The sequence below is a fragment of the Celeribacter sp. PS-C1 genome (assembly GCF_019429625.1).
GTDB lineage: Bacteria > Pseudomonadota > Alphaproteobacteria > Rhodobacterales > Rhodobacteraceae > Celeribacter.
This window is the reverse complement of the sequence record NZ_JAHXRW010000002.1, coordinates 148,202-171,671: the sequence shown is the minus strand read 5'-3', so window position 1 is coordinate 171,671 and position 23,470 is coordinate 148,202. Positions and strand designations below refer to the sequence as shown.

Annotated in this window: 25 protein-coding genes and 1 tRNA gene; 9 read left to right on the top strand and 17 right to left on the bottom strand. The window is 58.8% G+C overall.

Annotation, left to right across the window (positions count from 1 at the left end; genetic code table 11):
* Window positions 1-322: 322 nt before the first annotated feature.
* Window positions 323-399, bottom strand: a tRNA-His gene (locus tag J5Y17_RS03455).
* Between the two features lie 189 nt (window positions 400-588).
* Between J5Y17_RS03455 and J5Y17_RS03450 the strand changes: the two genes are divergently transcribed.
* On the top strand, window positions 589-780 hold the full coding sequence (locus J5Y17_RS03450) for a DUF6324 family protein (RefSeq protein WP_167600017.1): 192 nt from the start codon (window positions 589-591) through the stop codon (window positions 778-780).
* Between the two features lie 56 nt (window positions 781-836).
* On the opposite strand, the gene J5Y17_RS03445 is transcribed toward J5Y17_RS03450, so the two are convergent.
* Window positions 837-1,304, bottom strand: coding sequence for an MmcB family DNA repair protein (locus J5Y17_RS03445; protein ID WP_219783813.1), 468 nt, complete (start codon window positions 1,302-1,304; stop codon window positions 837-839).
* Between the two features lie 301 nt (window positions 1,305-1,605).
* On the bottom strand, window positions 1,606-1,917 hold the full coding sequence (locus J5Y17_RS03440; protein WP_219783812.1) for a hypothetical protein: 312 nt from the start codon (window positions 1,915-1,917) through the stop codon (window positions 1,606-1,608).
* A 142-nt stretch (window positions 1,918-2,059) separates the two neighbouring features.
* Between J5Y17_RS03440 and J5Y17_RS03435 the strand changes: the two genes are divergently transcribed.
* Complete coding sequence (locus J5Y17_RS03435; RefSeq protein ID WP_219783811.1) at window positions 2,060-3,136, top strand: acyltransferase; 1,077 nt, start codon at window positions 2,060-2,062, stop codon at window positions 3,134-3,136.
* A gap of 72 nt (window positions 3,137-3,208) precedes the next feature.
* Here J5Y17_RS03435 and nusB read toward each other — a convergent pair whose 3' ends face one another.
* The 4 genes from nusB to J5Y17_RS03415 form a co-directional block, all read right to left on the bottom strand.
* A complete protein-coding gene (gene nusB, locus J5Y17_RS03430; protein WP_219783810.1) occupies window positions 3,209-3,694 on the bottom strand; it encodes a transcription antitermination factor NusB in 486 nt (161 codons plus the stop codon).
* 24 nt (window positions 3,695-3,718) lie between these two features.
* Window positions 3,719-4,255 (bottom strand): 6,7-dimethyl-8-ribityllumazine synthase, encoded by a 537-nt coding sequence (locus J5Y17_RS03425; RefSeq protein ID WP_219783809.1) that lies wholly within the window; start codon window positions 4,253-4,255, stop codon window positions 3,719-3,721.
* A 3-nt stretch (window positions 4,256-4,258) separates the two neighbouring features.
* Window positions 4,259-5,374 (bottom strand): 3,4-dihydroxy-2-butanone-4-phosphate synthase, encoded by a 1,116-nt coding sequence (gene ribB, locus J5Y17_RS03420; RefSeq protein WP_219783808.1) that lies wholly within the window; start codon window positions 5,372-5,374, stop codon window positions 4,259-4,261.
* Between the two features lie 191 nt (window positions 5,375-5,565).
* Window positions 5,566-6,165 carry a riboflavin synthase gene (locus J5Y17_RS03415; RefSeq protein WP_219783807.1) on the bottom strand — a complete coding sequence of 200 codons (600 nt, stop codon included), beginning with the start codon at window positions 6,163-6,165 and terminating at the stop codon, window positions 5,566-5,568.
* Between the two features lie 258 nt (window positions 6,166-6,423).
* On the opposite strand from J5Y17_RS03415, the gene J5Y17_RS03410 reads away from it, so the two are divergent.
* From J5Y17_RS03410 to J5Y17_RS03400, 3 genes are all read left to right on the top strand, one after another.
* Window positions 6,424-7,737: a capsule biosynthesis protein gene (locus J5Y17_RS03410; protein WP_255571836.1), complete on the top strand. Its 1,314-nt coding sequence runs from the start codon at window positions 6,424-6,426 to the stop codon at window positions 7,735-7,737.
* 243 nt (window positions 7,738-7,980) lie between these two features.
* Entirely contained in the window at window positions 7,981-9,111 is a 1,131-nt protein-coding gene (locus J5Y17_RS03405; protein WP_219783806.1) for a polysaccharide biosynthesis/export family protein, read from the top strand.
* Window positions 9,112-9,116: 5 nt separating this feature from the next.
* Window positions 9,117-10,868, top strand: coding sequence for a capsular polysaccharide biosynthesis protein (locus J5Y17_RS03400; protein WP_219783805.1), 1,752 nt, complete (start codon window positions 9,117-9,119; stop codon window positions 10,866-10,868).
* On the opposite strand, the gene ribD is transcribed toward J5Y17_RS03400, so the two are convergent.
* From ribD to J5Y17_RS03370, 6 genes are all read right to left on the bottom strand, one after another.
* A complete protein-coding gene (ribD, locus tag J5Y17_RS03395; RefSeq protein WP_219783804.1) occupies window positions 10,854-11,957 on the bottom strand; it encodes a bifunctional diaminohydroxyphosphoribosylaminopyrimidine deaminase/5-amino-6-(5-phosphoribosylamino)uracil reductase RibD in 1,104 nt (367 codons plus the stop codon). The genes J5Y17_RS03400 and ribD overlap by 15 nt on opposite strands.
* Window positions 11,954-12,421: a transcriptional regulator NrdR gene (nrdR, locus tag J5Y17_RS03390; RefSeq protein ID WP_219783803.1), complete on the bottom strand. Its 468-nt coding sequence runs from the start codon at window positions 12,419-12,421 to the stop codon at window positions 11,954-11,956. Before nrdR ends, ribD begins: the two co-directional genes overlap by 4 nt.
* Window positions 12,422-12,563: 142 nt before the next feature.
* Complete coding sequence (locus tag J5Y17_RS03385) at window positions 12,564-12,983, bottom strand: secondary thiamine-phosphate synthase enzyme YjbQ (protein ID WP_219783802.1); 420 nt, start codon at window positions 12,981-12,983, stop codon at window positions 12,564-12,566.
* On the bottom strand, window positions 12,980-13,432 hold the full coding sequence (locus J5Y17_RS03380) for a hypothetical protein (RefSeq protein WP_219783801.1): 453 nt from the start codon (window positions 13,430-13,432) through the stop codon (window positions 12,980-12,982). Before J5Y17_RS03380 ends, J5Y17_RS03385 begins: the two co-directional genes overlap by 4 nt.
* Window positions 13,433-13,537: 105 nt before the next feature.
* Window positions 13,538-13,795, bottom strand: coding sequence for a hypothetical protein (locus J5Y17_RS03375; protein ID WP_219783800.1), 258 nt, complete (start codon window positions 13,793-13,795; stop codon window positions 13,538-13,540).
* Between the two features lie 134 nt (window positions 13,796-13,929).
* The gene (locus J5Y17_RS03370) at window positions 13,930-14,319 is read right to left on the bottom strand and encodes a helix-turn-helix domain-containing protein (protein ID WP_219783799.1); all 390 of its coding nucleotides are present in this window, start codon (window positions 14,317-14,319) and stop codon (window positions 13,930-13,932) included.
* 108 nt (window positions 14,320-14,427) lie between these two features.
* Here J5Y17_RS03370 and J5Y17_RS03365 point away from each other — a divergent pair, with 108 nt between their 5' ends.
* Both J5Y17_RS03365 and J5Y17_RS03360 read left to right on the top strand, forming a co-directional pair.
* Window positions 14,428-15,282: an SDR family oxidoreductase gene (locus J5Y17_RS03365; RefSeq protein WP_219783798.1), complete on the top strand. Its 855-nt coding sequence runs from the start codon at window positions 14,428-14,430 to the stop codon at window positions 15,280-15,282.
* Window positions 15,283-15,354: 72 nt separating this feature from the next.
* Window positions 15,355-15,786 (top strand): nuclear transport factor 2 family protein, encoded by a 432-nt coding sequence (locus J5Y17_RS03360; protein WP_219783797.1) that lies wholly within the window; start codon window positions 15,355-15,357, stop codon window positions 15,784-15,786.
* Between the two features lie 38 nt (window positions 15,787-15,824).
* Here the strand turns inward: J5Y17_RS03360 and J5Y17_RS03355 are convergent, their stop codons facing one another.
* The 4 genes from J5Y17_RS03355 to dnaG form a co-directional block, all read right to left on the bottom strand.
* Entirely contained in the window at window positions 15,825-16,127 is a 303-nt protein-coding gene (locus tag J5Y17_RS03355; RefSeq protein ID WP_219783796.1) for an HlyU family transcriptional regulator, read from the bottom strand.
* A gap of 154 nt (window positions 16,128-16,281) precedes the next feature.
* Window positions 16,282-16,539, bottom strand: coding sequence for a hypothetical protein (locus tag J5Y17_RS03350; RefSeq protein ID WP_219783795.1), 258 nt, complete (start codon window positions 16,537-16,539; stop codon window positions 16,282-16,284).
* A gap of 49 nt (window positions 16,540-16,588) precedes the next feature.
* Entirely contained in the window at window positions 16,589-18,580 is a 1,992-nt protein-coding gene (gene rpoD / locus J5Y17_RS03345; RefSeq protein WP_219783794.1) for an RNA polymerase sigma factor RpoD, read from the bottom strand.
* A gap of 290 nt (window positions 18,581-18,870) precedes the next feature.
* Window positions 18,871-20,856 carry a DNA primase gene (gene dnaG / locus J5Y17_RS03340; RefSeq protein ID WP_219783793.1) on the bottom strand — a complete coding sequence of 662 codons (1,986 nt, stop codon included), beginning with the start codon at window positions 20,854-20,856 and terminating at the stop codon, window positions 18,871-18,873.
* Between the two features lie 372 nt (window positions 20,857-21,228).
* On the opposite strand from dnaG, the gene J5Y17_RS03335 reads away from it, so the two are divergent.
* Together J5Y17_RS03335 and J5Y17_RS03330 are read left to right on the top strand one after the other, a co-directional pair.
* Window positions 21,229-22,923 (top strand): TadE/TadG family type IV pilus assembly protein, encoded by a 1,695-nt coding sequence (locus tag J5Y17_RS03335; RefSeq protein ID WP_219783792.1) that lies wholly within the window; start codon window positions 21,229-21,231, stop codon window positions 22,921-22,923.
* A complete protein-coding gene (locus J5Y17_RS03330; RefSeq protein ID WP_219783791.1) occupies window positions 22,920-23,465 on the top strand; it encodes a TadE/TadG family type IV pilus assembly protein in 546 nt (181 codons plus the stop codon). The genes J5Y17_RS03335 and J5Y17_RS03330 overlap by 4 nt, the downstream gene beginning before the upstream one ends.
* The last annotated feature ends 5 nt before the right edge of the window (window positions 23,466-23,470 follow it).

The window sequence follows — 23,470 nt, the reverse complement described above, 5'->3', positions numbered from 1 at the left end:
TGTCGCAGCCGAATGCAATGAGGAAATTTCACCTTGAATTTCGGGTGTTAGCAGACGGATGCGCGCCAATGCCGCGCGCATCGCTTTCCTACAGGGAGAGAGGGGTCGGCAGCATGGCCACGTCACACGTTTGGGCGCTCCCAAGACGGAAAAGACGCTTAGGCGAAGGGTCAAAGAAGATTGCAAACAAGAGATGCGAATGCAGAAATTACTCATGCCAGCGAATTCTATGCGCGGGCATAACAGATCACGCGACATGAAAGACAGCGGATCAAAAACGAGCCGACTGACGCGTAACAACTCATCTACAGAGGGGGGAGAGTGGTACCACCTCCCCGGCTCGAACGGGGGACCTCCTGATCCACAATCAGGCGCTCTAACCAACTGAGCTAAGGCGGCACTGTCGGGGGATTTACTGTCCTGTGATGATGAATGCAAGAGGCAGTTTCGACAAAACGGCGCTTTCACGGGCAGATTTTTCGCAAAACGCTTCTCTGTGCAGAGGGGCAAGGCCGCGCTGGCCCAGAGCCGACTTGCCTCATCTGCCTCAAACGCGTAAACGCCTTTCTCATCCACAAAGGAGCCGTCATGGGTATCAACTCGGAAAAAGACATCGAAGCCAATCTTCAGATCGGGCCGACCACGCTTGGCATGGTGCGCATGTTCATCGAGGCGACAGGTGGCATCGAGATTCCGATGGATTTCGAGCCGGAAGAGGCCGAAGAGATCGCCGAAGAGCTTCGGGCGGCTGCCGCGCAAGCGCGTAAATTGGCGAAGTAAGCCCCTGCCCGAGAGGCCGCACGCCTCCGGCGGGAGTATTTCCCCCACGGAAAAGACTAAGTGTCTTTGAACATCCCGGCGACGCCCGGATCGCGGTAGCTCTGGAGCCGCGCGGCGGCGGTGCGGGCGAAGATCATATGGATTTTCTTGCGCCGGGCGGGCGGCAGTTTGTCTTCATCGGGCATTCGCACAATCTCGGCGCCATAGCCATCCGCAAAGATGAGGCCCGCGCCTTCTGGCAGGATTTCGACCGGAAAATCGGCATCGACCGCGAAGAAATAGCGGTCGCACCAGTCCAGATAGCCCTGCCATTTGCTGTCCGATATGAAATCCGCGCGGCTGGATTTGCATTCGATCACCCAGACCTCGCCCTTTGGCCCCAGCGCCATGACGTCGACGCGCAGGCCACGGGCGGGCACCAGTTCCTCGACGCAGGTGAAGTCATGGCTACGCATGTGGCGAGAGACTCCACGGGCCAGAAGTTGGCCGGGTTGGTAGGTGGTGAAGTCGCTTGGATCGGGCATGTGCAATTATCTGGGGCAAGCTGCGGAGAATTTCAACGTCCCGCCCCTTGTCCTTATCCACGGTTCGCCCTATCTCGGGCTCAGGCGGGATCTGCTCGTTTCGTACACATGGGCGCAAGTCTCCGGAGGCCTTACGCAACCGAATGGGAGCTGGCTCTGTCAAGACCCTGGTTTTGTTACCTGGCGCCCACCTGATATATCAGGCATCGGGAGCAAAGCGTCGCTACGGATGCTGTGGTCCCCCGCCGCCTTACAAAAAACGCGCCTCTCGGGGCGCGTTTTTTATTTTTTATTCAATATCTTATCGACGATGATTCCCGACCTCGACCAAAACCGGTTCAAGCGCCGTGAGCGGGATGTCATCGCGTTTGCCGCCTTGATCATCATCCTCGCTCTCGGCCATGCGCATAATCGAAATGGCGAATTGCACGCCAGAGAACACTATGCCATTGGCGAACCAGAGCACAATCACCGCAATGAGGCCGACATCGTTGTGCGTCACAAGATGCCAGAGGTTGGCAACATTGAAATACAACAGCACCGCGACGAAAGCAGCGGCGATGGCAAAGCCGATCAGCACCTGAGTGATGTAGAGTTTGACCAGTTTGGGCATGGCAGCGCTCCCGTCATGTTACTCTGAAACTATAGCACAGTAATTATATCAAATCCTGCATGTGACAACAGGTGACAGGATGTAGCGGCTTTCCTCGCACGATGCCCGCATCGAAAGACCCCGATCCAGCCTCAAAATCTCCATGATTGATCTGTTCTCTGAAGCCAATGCGACGCGCGCCCCGCGACAGGCCGAACACGAGGACGATATGACGCTCCATGCCATCACCCATTTTCGCGCGCTGGCGATTGTGTTCGTTGTGGCATCGCACACTATCTTACTCGCGCATTACGACACGCCGGCGCTGGCGCAAGGCACGGTCATCAATCTGCTGACCGGCGCGACCGTGTTCTTTGTGCTGATCTCCGGCATTCTGTTTCAGCATGTTTTCGTGCCGCGCTACACGTTTCGGCGTTTCATGCGCTCGAAGCTCCGAAATGTCGCCCTGCCCTATCTCGTGCTGGCGCTGCCACTCACCGTGTTCGTGGTGCTGCACGAGACTTCGGGCGAGATCGGCGCGCGTTTCTTTTATGGCGCGCATCTCTTGATCAGCGGCAACACCGTGATCGCCTATTGGTATGTGCCCGCCATTTTAGTGATGTTCCTGATGTCGCCCCTGCACATGGCCTATCAGCGCCTCTCACTCGAACATCAGCTCAGCCTTTTGGCAGTGCTGTATCTTTTATCCAACATTGTTCAGCGCTCGGTCGAGGACATCCTGATCCCGCAATCGGTGATCTATTTTACACCCGTCTATCTGACCGGCATGACCTATGTGCAGCACCGTGAGGCCGTCCTGCCCTGGCTCAAACGGCTGACGTTTCCCCTGTTCGTGAGCGCCATTCTTTTGGCGATGGCAGCCGCAGAGACGGGGCATTACGGCAATTATCACACAGATTTCAGCCTGCGCTGGAGTGAGATCGACCTGATGATGCCGCAAAAACTCGCGCTGTCTTTTGCGTTTCTGGGGCTGTTGGAGCGCTACGGCGACCGGCCCATTGCGTGGAGCCAAAACCTCGCGGATGCGAGTTTCGGGGTCTTCTTTTTGCACGCGCCGATGATTTACCTGTTGCTTGAGGCAGGCTACCAGCCGCTGTTCGCCGCGCCGCTGGCCAATATCGCCGTCATGACCGGCGTGCTCTTTGCCCTGTGCCTAAGCTCGATAGCGCTTCTGCGCCGGGTCTTCCCCAATCACAGCCGGCAGCTTGTGGGTGCGTAAAAGAAAACCGGACGCTTTGAGGGCGCCCGGTTTCAAAATTTCAGAACGGCTTTGCTCGTTCTCCCTACGGCCTTAAAAGGCCTCCGGTCGAGCCTCGCGGGCCATATGATCGAGCACCGCGTTGACGAATTTCGGTTCGCGGCCATCGGGGTAAAACGCTTTGGCAACGTCCACGAATTCGACGATCACCACCTTGGGCGGCGTGCGATTGGACATAAGCTCGGCCCCCGCAGCACGGAACAATGCACGCAGCGTCGAGTCGATCCGCGCGATCGGCCATTTCGCCACCAGAGCCCGGTCGGTCATCTGGTCGATCTTGGCCTGATCGTTCACCGCGATCTCGGTGATCTCGTGAAACAGGTCGCTGTCGCCGTCGATGAAAGTGCCTTCCTCCTCGGTCTCAAGACCGAAGAAATGGTCGTAAAACTGGCGGCGCACCTTATCGACAGTCATATCCGCCGCTTCCATTTGAAACAGCGCCTGAACGGCATAAAGCCGCGCGGCTGATTTCATCTCGCGCTTCGAGGGCGGTTTCAGATGGGTGTTTTCTTCGGTCATGATTTGGGTCCGTCAGGTCAGCTTTCAGGCAGGCTTTGTGTCACCGGCAAGCTTGATCGCGTCAGCATGGAATCCCACACCCTTGCTCGGAGCGGCCCATTTGCGCGAAAGCGCGATCAGATGCAAGGCCGCAGCCGCAGCCCCGCCACCTTTATTTTGACCTTTGCTCTCGGCGCGCACCACGGCTTGCTCGCGATTTTCCACGGTCAGGATGCCGTTGCCGATGCAAATGCCCTGAAGGCCCATCAACTGAAGCGCGCGGGAGCTGTCGTTGCAAACGGTCTCGTAATGCGTGGTTTCGCCGCGGATCACGCAGCCCAGCGCAACGTAGCCGTCGAAGTTCGACAGCTTGTCCGCGATGGAGATCGCGGTGGGGACTTCCAATGCACCGGGCACTTCCACAAGTTCCCACGTGCCGCCAGCCTCCTCGACGGTGGATTTGGCGCCCGCGACAAGCTCGTCGGCGATGTCCTTGTAATAAGGCGCAACGACGATCAGAATTTTCACCGGCTCTTCGAACTTCGGCAGATCGAGAATATGATGTTGTTCAGCAGCGGCCATGACTCATGCCCCTTCCGTGATTTTGCGGGTGCCGACGATTTCGAGACCAAAGGCTTCAAGCCCCGGCACTTTCGGCTTCGGACTATCCGTCACGAGGATCAGCTCATGCAGGCCCAGAGCGGCCAAGATTTCGGCGCCGAGGCCATAGCGGCGCAGGGTTTGCGGCGAGGCTTCGTCCTCTTCCGCCATTTTCATCCGCGTGTCGCGCAAAAGGACGACCACACCGCGGCCCTCTTCGGCGATCAGTTCCATCGCGCCTTCCATCTCGCGCGAGGTCTTGCCAATGCCCAACACGTCTTCGAGCGGGTTGAGGTTGTGCACCCGGACCAAGGCCGGTTTGCCATCCGTGACATCGCCCTTGGAGAGCACGATATGTTCGGCGCCGTGCAGATCGTCGGTGTAAATCTGCATATTCCAATCGCCACCGAATTCGGACCGCACCTGACGCTCCTCCGTCTTGGTCACGAGGTTGTCGTGGCGGCGGCGATAAGCGATCAGGTCAGAGATCGTGCCGATCTTAAGATTGTGTAGCTGCGCAAAGCCCACCAGATCCGGCAGGCGCGACATGGTGCCGTCCTCGTTCATGATCTCGCAGATCACGGAGCTGGGCATCAGGCCCGCAAGACGCGCGACGTCGACACCGGCCTCGGTGTGACCCGCACGAACGAGGACGCCACCGTCACGGGCACGCAGCGGAAAAATATGCCCGGGCGTCGCGATGTCCTCGGCGGTTTTCGACGGATCGATGGCCACAGCAACGGTGCGTGCGCGGTCGTGCGCAGAAATACCGGTCGACACGCCCTCTTTCGCCTCGATGGAGACGGTAAAGGCGGTTTCGTGACGCGACGAGTTGCTCGAGGCCATCATTGGCAGTCCCAGCGCGTCGATACGCTCGCCGGTCAACGTCACACAGATCAGCCCGCGCCCATAGGTGGCCATAAAGTTGATCGCCTCAGGCGTCGCCATCTGGGACGGGATCACCAGATCGCCTTCGTTCTCGCGATCCTCATGATCCACAAGGATAAACATCCGGCCATTTCGGGCGTCTTCGATGATTTCCTCGATGGGGGAAATGGCGGAGTGATAGGTTTCGCTATCGGTATTGAGTGTCTCAGTCATGGGCGTTTCCGGCATGGTCGTTTCGGCGGCTTTCAGGGGCTTCAGTCACCTTTCCGTAAAGGTTTGTGCGCCCAAACGCCAGCCTCATCGCACGCACAAGCCCCGGCAGTTTCGCGCACCCTGCCCTAAAAGACAGCTATGGGCTGGAAATGTTTCGTTGAAACCCTGAATTCCCAAAGACGACAGTCAGCTCACGCCTGCCATTCCTGAAGCCGCGCCACGTAGCGTGCCAGCGTGTCGATCTCAAGATTGACCTTATCGCCCACGTTCACGGTGCCCCACGTCGTCACCTCTTGAGTGTGCGGGATGACGTTGATTCCAAAGGTGGTGCCCTCGACCTCATTGACGGTCAAAGACGTGCCGTTCAGAGCCACCGACCCTTTAGGCGCGATGAATTTCGCCAGAGCCTCCGGTGCTTTGAAGCTGATCCGGGTGCTGTCGCCCTCGTTCACCATGGCGATGATCTCCGCCACGCCGTCGACATGGCCCGACACGATGTGCCCGCCCAACTCGTCGCCCAGCTTCAAGGCCCGTTCCAGATTGAGCTTCTTGCCGACAGACCAAGCCGAAATATTGGTCTTCGACACGCTCTCGGCGGAGATTTCCACATCGAACCAGTTTTGCGGGTCTGTTCCGAGCGCAATCACGGTCAGGCACACGCCATCACAGGCAATCGACGCGCCGATCTCAATCCCGTCGACATCATAGGCGCACCCGATCCGCGCCCGCAGGTCGCCGCGCTTTTCCAGTTCCAGAACGGTGCCGATGTCCGTGACGATCCCTGTGAACATGTCTTCTCCTGTCGGGCTTTGAACTTTGCTTGCGCCCAGAGGTAGCGCCCCGCGCGCGACGCTGCAAGCGGTGGTGACCTAAAGCGGCTCAGGGAATATTCACCTTTTTCGGATATGAGAGGTCATCTCTCTCTCGGAACGAGGCTTTGCGATGCTCCTCACTGAGCACGCAAGTTTGCGTCTATGCAGCCACAAATCCGCCAAATTGGGAAATCAAACATAACATTCCCCATGACAAGCCCGCCAGAGATGCCCCAAATGACCGACATGAAAGTCCCCGAGGTCAAAACGCCCGCAGAGGCGCGTGTGTTCCTGATGTTGCAGGGGCCGCACGGGCCGTTTTTCTGGTCTCTGTCGAAAATGTTACGCGCGGCGGGGTCCACTGTTTGGCGCGTAGGTTTCAACGCTGGCGACCGGGCGTTCTGGTTCTCGGCCAAAAGTTTTCTGCCCTACACGGAGCCAGCCGATGACTGGCCGGACCGATTTGCAGAGATCGTGCGCGAAAAATCCGTCACCGACATTGTGCTCTACGGCGACACGCGTCCCGTCCATGCGCTGGCGATCGAGAAAGCGCGCGAAATGGGCCTGACCATCCATGTGTTCGAAGAGGGCTACATCCGACCCTATTGGGTCACTTACGAGCGCGACGGCTCGAACGGGAACTCTACCCTTATGGCGCTGTCAGTAGCCGAGATGCGCGCCGCTTTGGACAGGATCGACCACGACAATATCGAGCCACCAGCACTTTGGGGCGACATGCGCCAGCACATCTTTTACGGCGCGCTCTACCATTGGTTCGTGATGTTCAGAAACTCCGCCTTCAAACATTATCGCGGCCACCGCGAACTGCCGGTCACGAAAGAGTTTTCCCTGTATTTCAAACGCCTGATCATGATGCCGCAGCATTGGCTGTCGCGGGCGTGGCATACACGTTCGATCCTCTCTGCGGGACATCCGTTCCACATCGCGCTGTTGCAGCTCGAACATGACACCAGCTTTCAGGTTCACAGCCCCTATTCCACCATGCCGGAATTCATCGCCGATGTGATCGAGGGCTTCGCGCGCGGTGCACCACAACACCACCACCTCGTGTTCAAGGCCCATCCTCTGGAAAACGATCGCCGCAACCTGCGCCACGAAATTCGCCGTATCGCTGCGGAATTTGGCGTCGAACATCGCGTGCACCACGTCCGGGGCGGCAAATTGCAACGCCTTTTGCACAACGCCCGCTCCGCCGTGACCGTGAACTCCACGGCCGGCCAACAGGTGCTGTCCCTTGGCATCCCGCTGCGCATTCTCGGCCTGGCCGTCTATGACAAGCCGGAGTTCGTGTCGCATCAAACGCTCGAGGCGTTTTTCAACCAACCGGACCGCCCCGACACCCGTGCCTATCGCGATTACCGCCAGTTCCTGTTGGAAACCTCGCAAGTGCCAGGCGGGTTCTACTCCAAACGCGGGCGCCGCCAACTCATGCGCCTTGTTGTCGACCTGATGCTGTCCGAGGACGCCCCCGATGTCGCACTTTTGTCCGGCACGGCGCCCCCGCGCCAACCTTTGCGTCTTGTGAAGTAAAGACCTGAGGTGGTGCACCGCCCACACCGAAAATGGCGGCAACGCAGCAGGAAATACGCGGTTTTCACCCCTATATCCTGAGGCAAAAATTTACACGACCACATTCCCTATGGGACCCGCGGCCTTCGGGCAACACCCCCCTTTGGGCCGCATCGAGTCTGGTCGCTACCATGGATTTTTGACTCGCTATTCATTAATCTTCTGATTAAACCCGATAAAAATATGGGGTAAGGAGTTCGACCAGTGCAGATCCTGACATCGCGCATCACCCGCGCCATTACGCTTGTGGCCGTGGCTGCAAGTCTGTCCGCCTGTGCTCTGCCGCGCTCTGGTCCGAACAAAAGAGAAATCTTTGCCGGCTCTGTGCTTGAAAAAGGCGATTCCTTCGTCGTCGCCGTCAATGACCAAGTCAACGCCGCAACCGCCATCAACCAAGAGCTCGGCTTTTCCTCCGCCTTCCAAAACGCAGGCGTGATTGGCTCCGACACCATCGCCCCGGGCGACGTGCTGTCCCTCACCATCTGGGAAAACGTTGATGACGGGCTTCTGGCAGGCCAAGGCGCCAACGCGACCGTCCTCTCCGAGGTTCAGGTCGACGGCGGCGGCTTTATCTTTGTGCCCTACGCAGGCCGCATCAAAGCTGCGGGCAACAGCCCCGAAGCGATCCGTCGCATCATCACTGAAAAACTCGACACCCAGACCCCGGACCCGCAGGTCATGGTCGCCCGCGCCGCTGGTGATGGCGCAACGGTCACCATCACTGGGCAAATCTCAGGTCAGGGTGTCTATCCGATCGAACGCCCGACCCGTCGTCTGACCGCGATGCTGGCCAATGCCGGCGGCATTTCCGTCGAACCCGACGTGGCCCAGGTCAAAGTCATTCGCGGCAGCAAAGTCGGCACCGTATGGTTCGCCGATCTCTATGAGAACCCGAAATTCGACATCCCGCTGCGCGACGGCGACCGCATTCTCGTCGAAGCCGACCCCCGCTCCTTCACCGCAATGGGCGCAACCGGTGGGCAAAGCGTGATCTCGTTTGAGACCCGCAACCTCTCCGCGTTGGAAGCCATCGCGCAAGTCGGCGGGCTGCAAACCAACGCCGCCGACCCGACCGGCGTTTTCGTGTTCCGCAACGAACCTGAAGAAATCGCCAAACAGGTGCTGGGTCGTGACGATCTGGTCGGCACTCAGCGTTTGATTTACGTGCTGGACCTAACCCAGCCGAACGGGTTGTTCCTCGCGCGCGATTTCCTGATCCGCGACGAAGACACGCTTTATGTGACCGAGGCGCCGTTCGTCCAATGGCAGAAAACTCTGGGCGCCATCACCGGCACCGCGACCTCGGCCAATTCGCTCAACAACCTCGCAAATTAAGGCCCATGGTCGATCCCGACCGCATTGCATCCAAAGCCGCCCCGACCCTGTCCGGGCGGCTTTCCTTTGCGCTCCCTCAATTGTTCGAACGCGTTCTGTCCGAACCCGATCTCACTTGTTTCACCCGACAGGATTGGGACGCGCTTCTGGCTGAAAATGGTCTGGATGACAGTGCACAATTGGCGCGAGCCCGAGACGCAATCGAATGGCTGGTCTCGTTGGAATTGTCTAAGTTTTCGGACGAAAAGCACGACGAGACGATCCCAAATGTTCCCTATGTGTTGGTTTTAGACCAACCCCGCACCTCAAAAGAGGCGCCCGCAGAACTTGACATGGCCGAAATGCTGGTCTTCGCACAGACCGAATTGCTCAATGCGCAGGTTGCAATCCTGACCTGCGAGAATGGTTTTTTCTCGGACCATAACGACCCGCGCGTGACGCTCTTGCCGCCAGAGACGCCGCTTTACCCGCTTTTGGAGAACGCCACCTCGGTCTACACTCACAGCGCAGGTCCCGGATTTGATGCCATTCTCGCGGGGCATCGCCCTCGGGTGTTTGGGCGCCCCTGGTACGGCAGCCTCGATCTCACTCAGGACGAAAACCCCAATCCTTACGCCACACGGCGCCTCACCCGTGCTCAGCTTTTTTGCGGCGCTTTCATGTTGTCGACGACATGGCAAAGCGGCGACCAAGAACTCGAAATAGAAGACATCCTGAGCCGCCTTGAAGCGCGGCTTCGTGCCCGAGCGGAAGATAGATCGGGCTATGTTGCCTCCAATATCCTGCCGTGGAAACGGCCCTTTTTGCGGCGCTATCTCGGTCACTCTCGGATTGTGTTTTCCGACAAAGCAGAAGATATCGCCCGCCACAAAGACGAAGGCGCCCGCCATATCGTTTGGGGCCAGAATGCAGAGGCAGACCTGCGTCTCGAGGACGGCTTCCTTCGCTCGCGCGGCCTAGGTGCTGCCCTCGTCCGCCCGCTGTCTCTCGTGTTGGACGACAGCGGCATTTACTTTGACCCGACCCGCCCCTCCCGACTTGAGGCCGTGATAAATGCGCGTGCGGACTTAAGCGCTCAACACCGAAGGCGCGCAGAGGCATTCGTGAGACGTATGACCCAATTGCGCCTCACCAAATACAATGTTGGTGAGGACCTACCTGCTCTGCCAGAGGGGTATCGCATTTTGGTCGCTGGACAGGTTGAGGATGACGCCTCAATCCGGCTTGGCGCTGGGGATATTTCGACCAATCTTGCGCTGCTGCAAGCGGCGCGCGCAGCCCATCCAGAGGCGGTGATCGTCTACAAACCCCACCCGGATGTCGAGGCGGGGCTGCGGCGCGGGAAAACCTCAGAGGCTCATCAGATCGCCGATGTGATCGCCGAGAGAGCCGACCCGATCGCCCTTATCGACGCTTGCGATGAGGTCTGGACCATGACCTCTCTTCTGGGCTTCGAGGCTCTGTTGCGCGGCAAGACTGTGACCTGCACCGGCGCGCCGTTTTATGCGGGCTGGGGGCTGACGACAGATCTTGGATCGACGCCCGCCCGACGCGCGGCGCGCCCCGATCTTATGGGGCTCGCGCATGCGGTTCTCATTGATTATCCTCGTTATTTTCATCCGGAAACAGGTGCCGCTCTGGCGCCCGAAGAGGCACTGGAGTTATTGGCATTGGCCCCTAATGGACGCAGCCACGCTGCACAGCTTGCCCTCGCAAAACTGCGTCAACTTCGCGCTGCCCTCCTAGGTCTCCGGTAGCGTCCAAAGGCTCAGCGCATCCGGACCGATCTGTTCGATGCTCTCAAGCCGATAGCGCGGCGCGGCCGCCAGACGCTCCAGACCCAGCGCCCCCAACCCCGGCATCCCTTCGGCGCCGATCGCAAGACCTGCGGTGAACAGAGCGACTCGATCCACCAGTTCCGTCGACAAGAGGGACGCAGCCAAAGCACCGCCCCCCTCGCAAAACACTCGCGTCAGACCATGTGCGCCAAGCGCCTCGAACGCCGCACGTGGATCGAGATGTCCGCCCAGGACGCCGACTTCGATCAACTCTGCACCGAGACCGAGCCAAGCGGATTTCAGTTCCGCGCTGACATCCGGGCCATGGAGGATCCAAACCGGCACCTCCTGCGCGGTCCGCGCCAACTGCCCGCTCAGCGGGAGATCAAGACGCCGCGACATGACCAAGCGCACCGGTTGATGAGACACGCCAATACCGCGCACGGTCAGCCCGGGATCATCGACGCGCGCGGTTCCGCCCCCGACAAGGACGGCGTCATGGTTGGCACGCATGGCATGCACCCTCCGCCGCGCCTGCGGGCCGGTGATCCATTGGCTCTCGCCGGTCGCGGTCGCAATACGCCCATCCCAGGACAAGGCCAGTTTCAGCGTCAGCATCGGCCGGCCTTTTGTCACTTTGGACAGAAAGCCCACCTGTTGCTGTCGGGCCTCTGCCTCAAGCACCCCCGAGGTCACGGAGAGACCGGCATCTCGCAATAGCGCAAAGCCCTTGCCGTTCACACGCGGGTCCGGATCGCCCAAGGCGACGACGACACGCGAAACGCCCGCTTCAATCAGCGCCTCGGAACAGGGCGGGGTTTTGCCGTGGTGGGAACAGGGTTCGAGCGTCACATAGGCGGTCCCGCCGCGCGCCAGTTCGCCCGCCTGCGCAAGCGCCATCGCCTCCGCATGGGGACGCCCCCCCGGCTGAGTCCAGCCACGTCCGACGACGCGTCCGCCTTTGAGGATCACACAGCCGACTGCGGGATTTGGCCACGTCCGCCCAAGTCCACGCGCCGCCAGAGACAGCGCGTGACGCATATGGCGTTCATCATCAGTGCGGGTCATTCGTCAGGCTTGGTGTCCGGACGCAACTCGCTGACAAATTTGTCGAAATCGTCAGCCGCCTGGAAATTCTTGTAGACGGAAGCAAAGCGCACATAGGCCACCGTGTCGATCCGCGCGAGGCTTTCCATCACGATCTCGCCGATGGTTTTCGACGGAATGTCGGTCTCGCCCATGCTCTCAAGGCGGCGCACGATGCCGGAAATCATCTGATCGAGACGCTCTGGTTCGATCGGGCGTTTCTGGGCCGCGATCCGGATCGAACGTTCGAGTTTGTCACGGTCGAAATCTTCGCGACGGCCATTGGTTTTCACCACGACCAGATCGCGCAGTTGCACCCGCTCATAGGTGGTAAACCGCCCGCCGCAAGCCGAGCAAAACCGCCGACGACGGATCGCTACGTGATCTTCAGCTGGTCGGCTGTCTTTCACCTGGGTATCGACATTTCCGCAAAATGGACAACGCATCAGCGCCCCCTTATCTCATCACTGCCTCGGTCCTCTGGGGTCTCTGCCCCAGTTATCCACAGGCACTATAGGGGGAAGCCCAGAATTTGGGTAGTGATAATTTGCGCCGCTAGATGTTGTGGGATCACTCTTTTTCCCACAGTCACCGCAAAAGCGCCACGACCCGCCGAGTGTGCGGGCGGCTGCGATGTTCGAAAAGGTAAACTCCTTGCCATGTTCCGAGCGTCATTCGCCCATTCAAGACGGGAATTGTGATCGTTGTGGGCAGAAGCGCGGATTTGATATGCGCCGGCATATCGTCCGGTCCCTCATAGGTATGGGTCAGATAGGTCATCGACGGATCGGTGGTTGGCGGCACCAATCGGTGGAAAAACGCCGCCAGATCGGTTTGCACTTCCGGGTCGGCGTTTTCCTGAATGACGAGGGAAGCCGAGGTGTGTTGGACCATCAAGGTGAGCGCTGCCTCCATTGACCCCTCGCCCGCGACCCAGCGCGCCAGATCCGAGGTGAACTCGTAGAGCCCTGGGCCGTGCGTGGATATTTCGAAGATGCGATGGCTCATTCACAGCGCTCCTGCCAATGATTGGCCCCCAAATCCCAACAATAGCCTGCCGCCTCATAGGCGTCCGAAAAAGAGAAAAGGGTGTAGTTAACCGTGTAAGGCAAACAATCCAGCCGCGCCAAGTCTTCGTCGCCCCGCTCGACCAAAATACCGCCCGTCACCTCATGCTCTTCCGTCATGCGGTCAAAATTCCCCCAGATGCGATAGGTGACATCACCATTCGCAAACGCGATGTCTTCCCATATTGACCGACCAACGCCATTCCAGGGCGTCACTTCAATCTCGTCGAATGTCCGCCATAAGGTCAATTCCGGCGTGGAATGCTGTCGTCCAAATGCATAGGACATGCCCGTCTCGGTGACCCGCAGTGTGACCTCTTTCGCATTCGCGAACTGGCAATGAAATAGGGAGGCCTCTTGAGCTTGAGCGAAAGACGGAAGCACCGTCATGGCACAGCTCATACAAATGGAAAATCGCACTTTCATGCACTCAGATTAACGCGGCAGACTCGATCTTGAAACGGGGAAAGCTGGCTCCCTCTCACCGTCACGGCATCACTCCACGACACAGCGAACGGTTGGCCCGGCCTGCGCCTCCGTCAGAGACGCGCTTTGAACGGTGGCTTCTTCGACAGGTGCCAAAAACACCTGCTCCAATGTCGCGACACAGCGATCCAGATCTTCGGCCGGCACCTTGATCAGAACAGGCTCGGGGGACAGGTGTTCCTCGGTCAAAGGCACATAAGGCGAAGCCATAGCAGCCCCTGCGAGGGCGGCACAGATCAGGGCGAGAAGTTTGGTCGTCTTGGTCATGTGTTTCTCTCATCGCTGTTGCAGCTCTGATAAAGAAACGCCTGAAAGGTTAATCGAGTTTCATTGCGGCCTGAAAATCTTGTGGACAACTCTCCTCTCCGGGTAGCTTCGCATAAGATTTCAGCTTTGATTATTCAGCTTTGATCGAACTGTGCCCGCGCAGCTTCGACCTTGGGCATCATGGTCTCGGCCCAAATGATCATATGATGCAGCGGCTCAAGGAAAGAGTGCCCCATCTCGGTCAGGCTATAGGCGACCGAGGGTGGCTTGGTGTCGAAGACCTCGCGCGCGACCAACCCGTCCCGTTCAAGATCACGCAAAGATTGCGTCAGCATGCGTTTGGAAATATCCGGCAGCGCACGCCCGAGCGCATTGAACCGCTGCGGCCCGTTTTCCAGCTCAAGCAAAATGAGCGAGGTCCATTTCGCCGCCACGTGATCCAGCACCTGCCGCACAGGGCAGTTCTGGAAATCGAATCCCATCGCCTTCCATTCCTCAAGGCGGCTCAGCTGCATATCCCGCATAGGTGGTTCCCTCTATGTTACCTGGGACCGAAAAACTGCCTCCTTTTCAAAGGCGATTTTGGTCTCTAAATGAGACTTGTATTCGAAACGATCCCAAAAGGAAAGATCATGACAACCTATCTCGTCACCGGCGCCTCCGGCCAACTCGGTCACCTCGTCGTCGATCACCTCGCCACCCTCGTCGCCAAAGACGACATCCTCGCCCTCGTCCGCTCCGACAAAGCCGCCGACGCCTATGCCGCCAAAGGCATCGCCACCCGTCGCGGTGATTACACCGATGAAGCTGCCCTCGAAGCCGCTTTTACCGGTGTCGACCGCCTGCTGCTGATCTCCTCGTCGGAAGTTGGCCAGCGCGCCACCCAGCACGGCAATGTCATCAAAGCCGCCAAGGCCGCAGGCGTTGGTTTCATCGCCTACACCTCGATCCTCAAAGCCGACAGCGGCAACATGGCACTGGCAGAAGAGCACATCGCAACCGAAGCCGCCCTCAAAGACAGCGGCATCCCGCACACCCTGTTGCGCAACGGCTGGTATTCCGAAAACATCACCATGACGTTGGGCCAAGACCTTGAACTGGGTCAGCATTTCGGCGCCGCGCAGGACGGAAAACTCGCCACCGCATCGCGCAAAGACTACGCCGAAGCCGCCGCCATCGTGCTCGCTGGAGGTCATGACGGCGAAGTTCTCGAACTCGCCGGTGACGCGGCCTACACGCTAACCGAATATGCCGCCACGGTGACCGAACTGTCCGGCAAAGAGGTCAAATACACCGACATGCCCGAAGCCGCGTTCACCGAGGCGCTCGTGGGCGCTGGCCTGCCCGGTCCCTTTGCCGCTATCCTCGCGGATTCGGATGCGAAAGCCGCCAAAGGGTCGCTGTTTGACGACAGCCACACGCTCTCCAAACTGATCGGCCACCCGACCGAGCCGATCGCCGAGACGATCAAAGCAGCTCTGGCCTAAACCTCTTCACGGCGCGGACGTGATTGCCAGCCGCGCCGCGACACGCTTAGATGTGGCAAAGGGAGATCGCAGATGAAACAGCTTTTTCTGGCGGCGGCAGTGATGCTCGCGCCATTTGCCACGCAGGCGGAAAGCGCCCGCGACATCGTTATCGCGGGCGTAACCGCCGTCTTCATTGAACCGGATGTGACGGCCATCGACCGCCTGTTCCGCGAAGACTATATTCAACACAATCCGAATTTTCCGAACGGCCTCGACACCTTGCGCGGCTTTGCCAGCGCGCCCGCAGAGGGCTTTACCTATGAGATCGGCAAGATCATCGCGGATGAAGACGCACAGTTGGTCGCCGTGCATTTCCGGGCGACAGGCTGGGGACCGGACCCGATGGTGGGCGTCGACATTTTCCGCGTTGAGGACGGCCAGATCGCCGAGCATTGGGATGTGATGCAAGCTGAGGTGCAGGACACCGCCTCTGGCAATCCGATGTGGACGCCCGCGCAGTAGGATGCTGCGAGCTCTCGCTTTGACAAAAGCTTGGCCCGTCAGTCAAAGATACGCACCCCCATCTGGTCGATGAACATCTGCGCTTTGTGCAGGCTGGCCATGCGCGCGTCGTCTTCGCCGCCCATCGTATCGGCGCGGATCATATGGTGGGTCTTGGTCTCGCCGTCGATGTCCTTTTCGATCCGCGCGGCGACGCGGTAGCCGTTCGCTTCCTTGATCGGCTCGGGAAAAATGCGGAACTCATCGCCGTAAAGTTCGGGTTTGACGTCCTCTTTCGACGCGCTTTGCGCCTCGGATGTGCTGTCAGATTTACCGCCGAAGAGTTTGGAGAGAATGGACATTTGGGCCTCCTGTTTGAGAGGCATTTTGAAGCCCTTGCTGTCCAAGTGCAAGCCGTGCACCGCCTGAACTCCGGACGGGTCATGCCGGTGGCATGCTTTCAGCATGAACCGATGCGCGGCGGCCTGCAGCCTTGTTCCGCGCAAAGAAATAGCTTCAGAACATATTCACGATCACTGGAACCATCTGAAGAAAGCTACCGGCCACGATCAAGAGCAATCCTTTCCTCGCCAAACGAGAGGCATTTAAAAGTGCTTGAGCGAGCGGCAATTCCTCATACGTTTCTTTCCTTGCTCCAGCTATTCGGCTGACCGCTATTTCACCGGCGCGATTTCCGGTCAACATGACGCCACGGGCCGTGACATATGCTCCCAGCGCTGTCAGCAATAATCCGACTGCAGAGAAAAATTCCATACCAGTTCCCCAATCAAAAACGCCCCCCTTACGGGAGGCGCCTCTAACTTTACTGATCCAAGAACGACCGCAGCTTCCGCGACCGGCTTGGGTGCTTCAGCTTCCTGAGCGCCTTCGCCTCGATCTGACGAATACGCTCTCGCGTCACGGAGAACTGTTGACCCACCTCTTCGAGCGTGTGGTCGGTGTTCATCCCGATGCCAAACCGCATCCGCAGCACGCGTTCTTCACGCGGCGTGAGCGAGGCCAGCACGCGGGTGGTGGTCTCTTTGAGGTTTTCCTGAATGGCCGCGTCGAGGGGCAGAACTGCGTTCTTGTCCTCGATGAAATCGCCAAGTTGGCTGTCTTCCTCGTCGCCGATCGGCGTCTCGAGGGAGATCGGCTCCTTGGCGATTTTCATCACCTTGCGAACCTTTTCGAGCGGCATTTGCAGCTTCTCGGCCAATTCTTCCGGCGTCGGTTCGCGACCGATTTCGTGCAGCATCTGACGACCGGTCCGTACCAGCTTGTTGATCGTCTCGATCATATGCACCGGAATACGGATGGTGCGGGCCTGATCCGCGATGGAACGCGTGATCGCCTGACGGATCCACCAAGTCGCATAGGTCGAGAATTTATAGCCGCGACGGTATTCAAATTTATCGACCGCCTTCATCAAACCGATGTTGCCTTCCTGAATGAGATCAAGGAATTGCAGGCCACGGTTGGTGTATTTCTTGGCAATCGAGATCACGAGACGCAGGTTGGCCTCGACCATTTCCTTCTTGGCCTGACGGGCTTCTTTTTCGCCCTTCTGGACCTGCGCCACGATGCGGCGGAATTCGGAGATGTCGACACCGACGTATTGACCGACCATGGCCATTTCGCCACGCAGTTCTTCGACCTTGTCGGAGTGACGTTCGATGAACATCTGCCAACCGCGGCCCGCTTTCTCGGCCATTCGGTCGAGCCAGTTCGGGTCGAGTTCCGCGCCGCGATATTCCTCGATGAATTCGCGACGGTTGATCCGCGCCTGGTCGGCGAGTTTCACCATGCTCGAGTCGATGGTCATGATGCGCTTGTTGATGCCGTAAAGCTGGTCGATCAGCGCTTCGATCCGGTTGTTGTGGAGGTGCAGCGAGTTCACCAGCGTCACGATCTCGGAACGGAGCTGTTGATACTGTGCCTCTTCGCCTTCGGAGAAGGAGCCATCTTCATTGAGCGTAGCGGACATACGAAGGTCCTGCATCTCGGAGAGATGTGCAAAGTCCTCTGAAATCCGAGCGAGCGTTTCCAGAACCTGAGGCTTCAACGCCGCTTCCATTGCCGCGAGCGACATGTTGGCCTGTTCGTCCTCGTCCTCGTCGTCGTCATCCGTGGAGATCGGATTGCCGTCGGCGTCGTATTCCTGTTCTTTTTCCTTGGCCTCACCGCCACCGGAGCCAACATTCAGGCCCTCGACGACATTCTCTTCCTCGTCCCCATCGACACCACCGCCAAAGGTGGCTTCGAGGTCAATGACGTCGCGCAGGAGAATATCTTCGGACAGAAGTTCGTCGTGCCAGATGGTGATCGCCTGGAAGGTCAGCGGGCTTTCGCAGAGCCCGGCGATCATCGTGTTGCGGCCGGCCTCGATGCGTTTCGCGATGGCGATCTCGCCCTCACGCGACAGCAGTTCGACAGAGCCCATCTCGCGCAGATACATCCGCACCGGATCGTCCGTGCGGTCGAGTTTCTCGGTCTCGGACGCGGCAACAGCTACCTCACGCGAGGTGTTGGCGGTGACGAGTTCACCACCTTTAGCGGCGCCCTCTTCCTCGTCTTCAACTTCCTCGTCTTCAATGACGTTGATGCCCATCTCAGAGAGCATCGACATCACATCTTCGATCTGTTCCGAGCTCACCTGTTCCGGCGGAAGGACTTTATTGAGCTGATCGTAAGTGATGTAGCCCTTTTCGCGCGCCTCGCCGATCATCTTTTTGACCGCCGCTTGGCTCACATCGAGCATTACGTCCTGGTCCTGATCCTCGGTCTTGGCGTCGTCATTGTCCTTAGCGGCCATGCGGCTCTCCCCTCATCAATCCTGCGCGGTCCCCATGGCGATGGCTTGGGAGACCAGATGGTGCGATTTTGCCCGAATCGCTTCGAACGCATCGTGGTTCGACTGAATTTTCGAATCATGTCATGCGAATCGGCGATTCGCCACCCGAATACCCATATTTCCTTAACCAAGCCTGCACCAGAGGCCCACGCACGTTGCTTTTACGCATCGTTTGAACCAGCTAGTGCCAGCCCAGCACAGATCAAACCCCTTGTTTGTCCGTTTCCTGAGCGCGATTTGTCTCAGACTTCCTACTTCTGACGCCCGGGGGCAATCCGGTCCAACAGAGCCCGAAACGCCTCGCGTTCATCACGCGACAGCTCGAGACCATTCTCGGCAGTGTCGAATTCGGTTTTATCTTCGGCCTCCGCCTTTGTGGCCCGGTTGCGGGCCTCGGCGGCCTGTCTGAGCCGCCACGTCACTTTCTCGTCTTCCGCCGCCAAGAGATCGGCCAACCCCTCGTCCAACTCGGTTTTATAACCGCGCCGCGCCTTGAGTTTGGCCAACTCTTCCGTGAGGCACATCTGCGCGATCTCGCGATCAGGCCGCCGCACGGGGGGCGTGATTTGCACATGGGGATGCGACAGCAATCGATCAAGGGGGCCACGCCCCACATCCATCGCAACTTTTTCCTGAAGCTCTTCCGCCTCTTCGACATCCGCATGAACCAACAGCGCATGAAGGAGCGCCGCGTGCTCTTCGGTGCGGGGATGGAGTGCTTCGAGTTGCGACAGGAATTCGAGCGCCATGCCCGGATTGCACAGGAGCACGGCGAGCACCACGGCCTCGCGCATCAGATCGGCTTGGGCCTCGTCTCCCGAAACAATGAGCGAGGCTTTAAGCCCCTCGGTGGGCACAGCAACGCCTTTGCCAAACCGGCCACCGAACTTGCCTTTGGAGGGCGCCCAAGGCCGACGCTCACCGCCACCTTCAAAGGGCGCACTCTCGCTCCGTTTGCCGCGGAACAGCTCAAACCGCATGTCTTTGAGGATTTCGCCATAATGGCCCTTGATCGACGCATCCGCGATGGGGCGGATCGCGTCGCGCAGGCTTTTGTCCAGCGCCGCGCGGCGTTCGGGACTGTCGAACACCTTGCCCTCGGTTTCGCGCCGCCAAAGGAGCGCGACCATCGGCAAAGCACTGTCCAGCACCTCTTGCATCGCCTCGCGGCCCTTGGCCTTGATCAGCTCGTCCGGGTCCTGCCCTTCGGGCAGAATGGCAAACCGTAGCCCTTTGCCGGACTGCAGCAGCGGCATCGCGAGATCAATCACCCGATACGCCGCGCGCAGCCCCGCCTTGTCGCCATCAAGCGCAATCACCGGCTCGTCGGACATCCGCCACATGAGCTGCAACTGCCGGTCGGTGATAGCGGTGCCCAAAGGCGCCACGGTGGCCTCGAACCCGGCTTCGGCCATGGCGATCACGTCCATATACCCCTCGGCCACCACGAGCGTCTGGCCCTTGCCACAGCCCGCGCGGGCGTCTTTGTGATTATAGAGCGCAGCTCCCTTGTCAAACAAAAGCCGCTCGGGGCCATTAAGGTATTTCGCCCGAGCATTCGGATCCATGGCGCGGCCACCAAAAGAGATCAGCCGCCCGCGCGCGTCACGGATCGGGAAGGTGATCCGGTCGCGGAAAAAGTCATAAGGATCGCGCCCATCGTCGGGTTTCGCGACAACCCCCGCTTCAATGGCTTTCTCGACTGAAATGCCTTGCTCCTTCAGCGCGCGCAAAAGCGCGTTGCCAGAGGGCGCAAAGCCGATTTCAAACCGTTCGCGGGTCTCCGGTTTCATTCCACGTTTGTCGAGATAGGCCCGCGCCTGCGCACCGCCCTGCTGTTGCAGGTTCAGCCGGAAAAAGCGGTTCGCCGCCTCGTTGACCTCGGCCAGTTCCGCACGCTTATCGGATTTCTCCTGCGCTTTCGGGTCGCCCTTTGGAACTGGCATCCCCGCCTCTTGCGCAAGGATTTCAATGGCCTCCATGAAGCCGACATTCTCCGTCTCGCGCACAAAGGTGATGGCATCGCCCTTGGCGTGGCAGCCGAAGCAATAATAGTAACCGTCCTTGTCGTTGACGTGGAAGGAGGCGGATTTTTCGTGGTGAAACGGGCACGGCGCCCACATGTCGCCCTTGCCGGGATTTGATTTCCGGTTGTCCCACATGACTTTGCGGCCGACCACATCGGTCAGCGACAGGCGATTGCGCAGCTCATCCAAGAATCCCGGGGGTAACGACATGGCGCGAGTATTCTCCGAAATCACGTCAAGGTCCAGAGGGGCACAGACGGACCGAAGGCGGATGTCCAGCCCGCAGGACAAAGCCGCGCCGAATCGCATTGCAGCAAAGCCACGCCCAAATCATGGCGCAAAAAAGGCAGAACATGGCGAAATAAAGGCGACTGCGGAACAGACGTAGACAGTCGCGGACAATCGCGCCGATTTGGTCACCGATTGTGACCATTTCGGGGCTCCGTTTTTCTAAACTTTACTACAGACAAATAGGGGAGCAAATTGCGCTCGTATAAAGTGCTGATGAACGGGAAAACCCGTCTGCATCAAAGCACTTATGTGGGAATTGGGGGCGCCACTCGTAATTAAAGAGACGGTGTCATGTTGGGTAAGATTGAAAGCCGCGAAGCGGGACTTCATCTGTTAAAATTGAAGAGTGAGGGCAAACTCGTGTCCGATCATGCTTGCGGCCTGCGGGCTGATGAATTGCGGCCTGGGCGTAGAAGCGCACTGGCCGCTCTCTGGCGTTTGCGCGGAAATTTTGCTCGCGACGAGGAGGGCTCGTTCGCGATCTTCGGGCTGTTCAGCTTTGTGATCATCCTGCTGCTGGCCGGCATTGGGATCGACATCGTGCGTCATGAAGCATTGCGCACGGAATTGCAGAACACGCTCGACCGCGCAGTTCTGGCCGCAACCAACCTGGAAAACACCAATGCGCCGAAAGACGTCATCATCGACTATTTCGCCAAGGCGGGCCTGAGCCAGTATCTCAACAAAGACGACATCAAAATCGTGCCTTTGGGCGACGGCCGTCAGGTCAGCGCCACGGTGGAGGCCACCCTGCCCACCTACTTCATGAAGTTCGCAGCGATCGATAAACTCGAAACGTCCAGCTACAGCATGGCCGAGCAAGGCCTGTCGGGCCTCGAAGTGTCCATGGTGCTCGACGTCTCCGGCTCCATGAACAGCTATAGCCGCCTGACGAACCTCAAATCCGCGGCGCGTGATTTTACCGACACCGTCTTCGCCAATGCAGGCGCCGACGACGTGTCCTTTTCCGTCGTCCCCTATGCGACGCAGGTGAACGCGGGCGCAGGCATCCTGTCCAAACTTAACGTCAGGAACGCGCACAACAATTCCCACTGCATCAACTTCGTTGCAGACGATTTTTCCATGCTCGGCCTGCAATATGCCGATGCCGAAGGCACGACCCGCTACTACGACCAGACCATGGATTTCGATGCCTTCAACAACAATTGGAGCGATCTCGACATGGCCTTGCAGGACGAAACCTGTGCACCGGCCAGCTCTCGGGAAATCCTGCCGTTCTCCAATAACCAGACCCGGATCAAGAATTACATCTCGGCACTGTCGGCCTATGGCAACACCTCGATCGATCTAGGCATGAAATGGGGCGTCGCACTACTCGACACGAGCGCACGAAGCGTCTCTGGCTCCGGACATCCGGCGGACGCCTCGGACGCACAGAAATTCGTCGTGGTGATGACCGACGGCGCGCACACCAGCCAGTATTACATGCGCGATCCCTATCGCGACGATGACGAAGACACCGGCGTCTACAAGGACAAGAACGGCTACATCTATGTCAGTGCCGACCGCAGAAGCTGTAACTATTACAACTGCTGGACGACAACCTATTACACGAACATCCAGAACAGAAACGTCTCGAGTAACCTGCCCTACAGCCTGAACTCCAATGACATCCGCGAAATGACCTGGGCCGAGGTCTGGTCCTCGATGACCGTCTACAACCACGCCTATGCCCGCTACCTCGCGGCGAACAACAGCAACGTCTACTACAGCTGGCGCGACGCCACACGCACCAGCTACAACGCAAGCACAAAGAACAACCGCTTGCTGGACATCTGCTCCGCGGCAAAAGAGGCCGGGATCATCGTTTTCGCCATCGGCTTTGAGGCGCCCTCATCGGGTCAGGACGTCATGCGCCGCTGCGCCTCCTCTGACGCGCATTATTATGATGTGGAGGGGATGGAAATCGCTGAAGCCTTCTCTGCCATCGCCACGAAGATTACTGAGTTGAGGTTGGTAAAATGAGTTTGCTTTCCAAACTGCGCCGCCTTGGTCGATGTCACGCGAAGGACACGGAAGGCACCGCCACCGTCGAATTCGTTCTGGTTTTCCCCGCGTTCATGTTCCTGATCATGGGCGGCTATGAGATCGGTTATTACACCGTCTCGGGCGCCATGCTCGACCGCGGGCTCGATCTGGCGGTCCGTGATGTGCGTTTGGGCAACATGCCGTCGGTCACACTGAACAGATTGAAATCTGCGACCTGCGAATATGCCCGCTACGTGCGCAAATGCGAGGAGAACATCCACATCGCACTCGAACCGGTGGACGCCCGCAATTTTGTGCGCCCGAGCGAGATTGCGGCCTGCATCGACCGCTCAGAGAACGTGACGCCCAACACCACGTTCCGGGATGGCGGCGAGAACGAGCTGATGCTGGTGCGTGCCTGCGTCAACGTCGACCCGATTTTCCCGACCACGTGGCTGGGCGCCTCCATGCAGCGCACCCCGGGCTCGGGCTACGCGCTGGTGTCGACGGCTGGCTTCGTCAATGAACCGAACAGTTAAGGAGA

Bases quoted from the DNA above. Each gene is read 5' to 3' on its own strand.
- J5Y17_RS03355 (WP_219783796.1), bottom strand. From the start codon at position 16,127: ATGTCCATTCTCTCCAAACTCTTCGGCGGTAAATCTGACAGCACATCC.
- J5Y17_RS03380 (WP_219783801.1), bottom strand. From the start codon at position 13,432: ATGACGGTGCTTCCGTCTTTCGCTCAAGCTCAAGAGGCCTCCCTATTT.
- ribB (WP_219783808.1), bottom strand. From the start codon at position 5,374: ATGACTGAGACACTCAATACCGATAGCGAAACCTATCACTCCGCCATT.
- J5Y17_RS03415 (WP_219783807.1), bottom strand. From the start codon at position 6,165: ATGTTCACAGGGATCGTCACGGACATCGGCACCGTTCTGGAACTGGAA.
- J5Y17_RS03375 (WP_219783800.1), bottom strand. From the start codon at position 13,795: ATGACCAAGACGACCAAACTTCTCGCCCTGATCTGTGCCGCCCTCGCA.
- J5Y17_RS03370 (WP_219783799.1), bottom strand. From the start codon at position 14,319: ATGCGGGATATGCAGCTGAGCCGCCTTGAGGAATGGAAGGCGATGGGA.
- J5Y17_RS03350 (WP_219783795.1), bottom strand. From the start codon at position 16,539: ATGGAATTTTTCTCTGCAGTCGGATTATTGCTGACAGCGCTGGGAGCA.
- nrdR (WP_219783803.1), bottom strand. From the start codon at position 12,421: ATGCGTTGTCCATTTTGCGGAAATGTCGATACCCAGGTGAAAGACAGC.
- J5Y17_RS03425 (WP_219783809.1), bottom strand. From the start codon at position 4,255: ATGGCCGCTGCTGAACAACATCATATTCTCGATCTGCCGAAGTTCGAA.
- J5Y17_RS03335 (WP_219783792.1), top strand. From the start codon at position 21,229: ATGTTGGGTAAGATTGAAAGCCGCGAAGCGGGACTTCATCTGTTAAAA.
- dnaG (WP_219783793.1), bottom strand. From the start codon at position 20,856: ATGTCGTTACCCCCGGGATTCTTGGATGAGCTGCGCAATCGCCTGTCG.
- nusB (WP_219783810.1), bottom strand. From the start codon at position 3,694: ATGACCGAAGAAAACACCCATCTGAAACCGCCCTCGAAGCGCGAGATG.
- J5Y17_RS03435 (WP_219783811.1), top strand. From the start codon at position 2,060: ATGATTGATCTGTTCTCTGAAGCCAATGCGACGCGCGCCCCGCGACAG.
- ribD (WP_219783804.1), bottom strand. From the start codon at position 11,957: ATGACCCGCACTGATGATGAACGCCATATGCGTCACGCGCTGTCTCTG.
- J5Y17_RS03400 (WP_219783805.1), top strand. From the start codon at position 9,117: ATGGTCGATCCCGACCGCATTGCATCCAAAGCCGCCCCGACCCTGTCC.
- rpoD (WP_219783794.1), bottom strand. From the start codon at position 18,580: ATGGCCGCTAAGGACAATGACGACGCCAAGACCGAGGATCAGGACCAG.
- J5Y17_RS03365 (WP_219783798.1), top strand. From the start codon at position 14,428: ATGACAACCTATCTCGTCACCGGCGCCTCCGGCCAACTCGGTCACCTC.
- J5Y17_RS03410 (WP_255571836.1), top strand. From the start codon at position 6,424: ATGACCGACATGAAAGTCCCCGAGGTCAAAACGCCCGCAGAGGCGCGT.
- J5Y17_RS03385 (WP_219783802.1), bottom strand. From the start codon at position 12,983: ATGAGCCATCGCATCTTCGAAATATCCACGCACGGCCCAGGGCTCTAC.
- J5Y17_RS03450 (WP_167600017.1), top strand. From the start codon at position 589: ATGGGTATCAACTCGGAAAAAGACATCGAAGCCAATCTTCAGATCGGG.
- J5Y17_RS03440 (WP_219783812.1), bottom strand. From the start codon at position 1,917: ATGCCCAAACTGGTCAAACTCTACATCACTCAGGTGCTGATCGGCTTT.
- J5Y17_RS03360 (WP_219783797.1), top strand. From the start codon at position 15,355: ATGAAACAGCTTTTTCTGGCGGCGGCAGTGATGCTCGCGCCATTTGCC.
- J5Y17_RS03330 (WP_219783791.1), top strand. From the start codon at position 22,920: ATGAGTTTGCTTTCCAAACTGCGCCGCCTTGGTCGATGTCACGCGAAG.
- J5Y17_RS03445 (WP_219783813.1), bottom strand. From the start codon at position 1,304: ATGCCCGATCCAAGCGACTTCACCACCTACCAACCCGGCCAACTTCTG.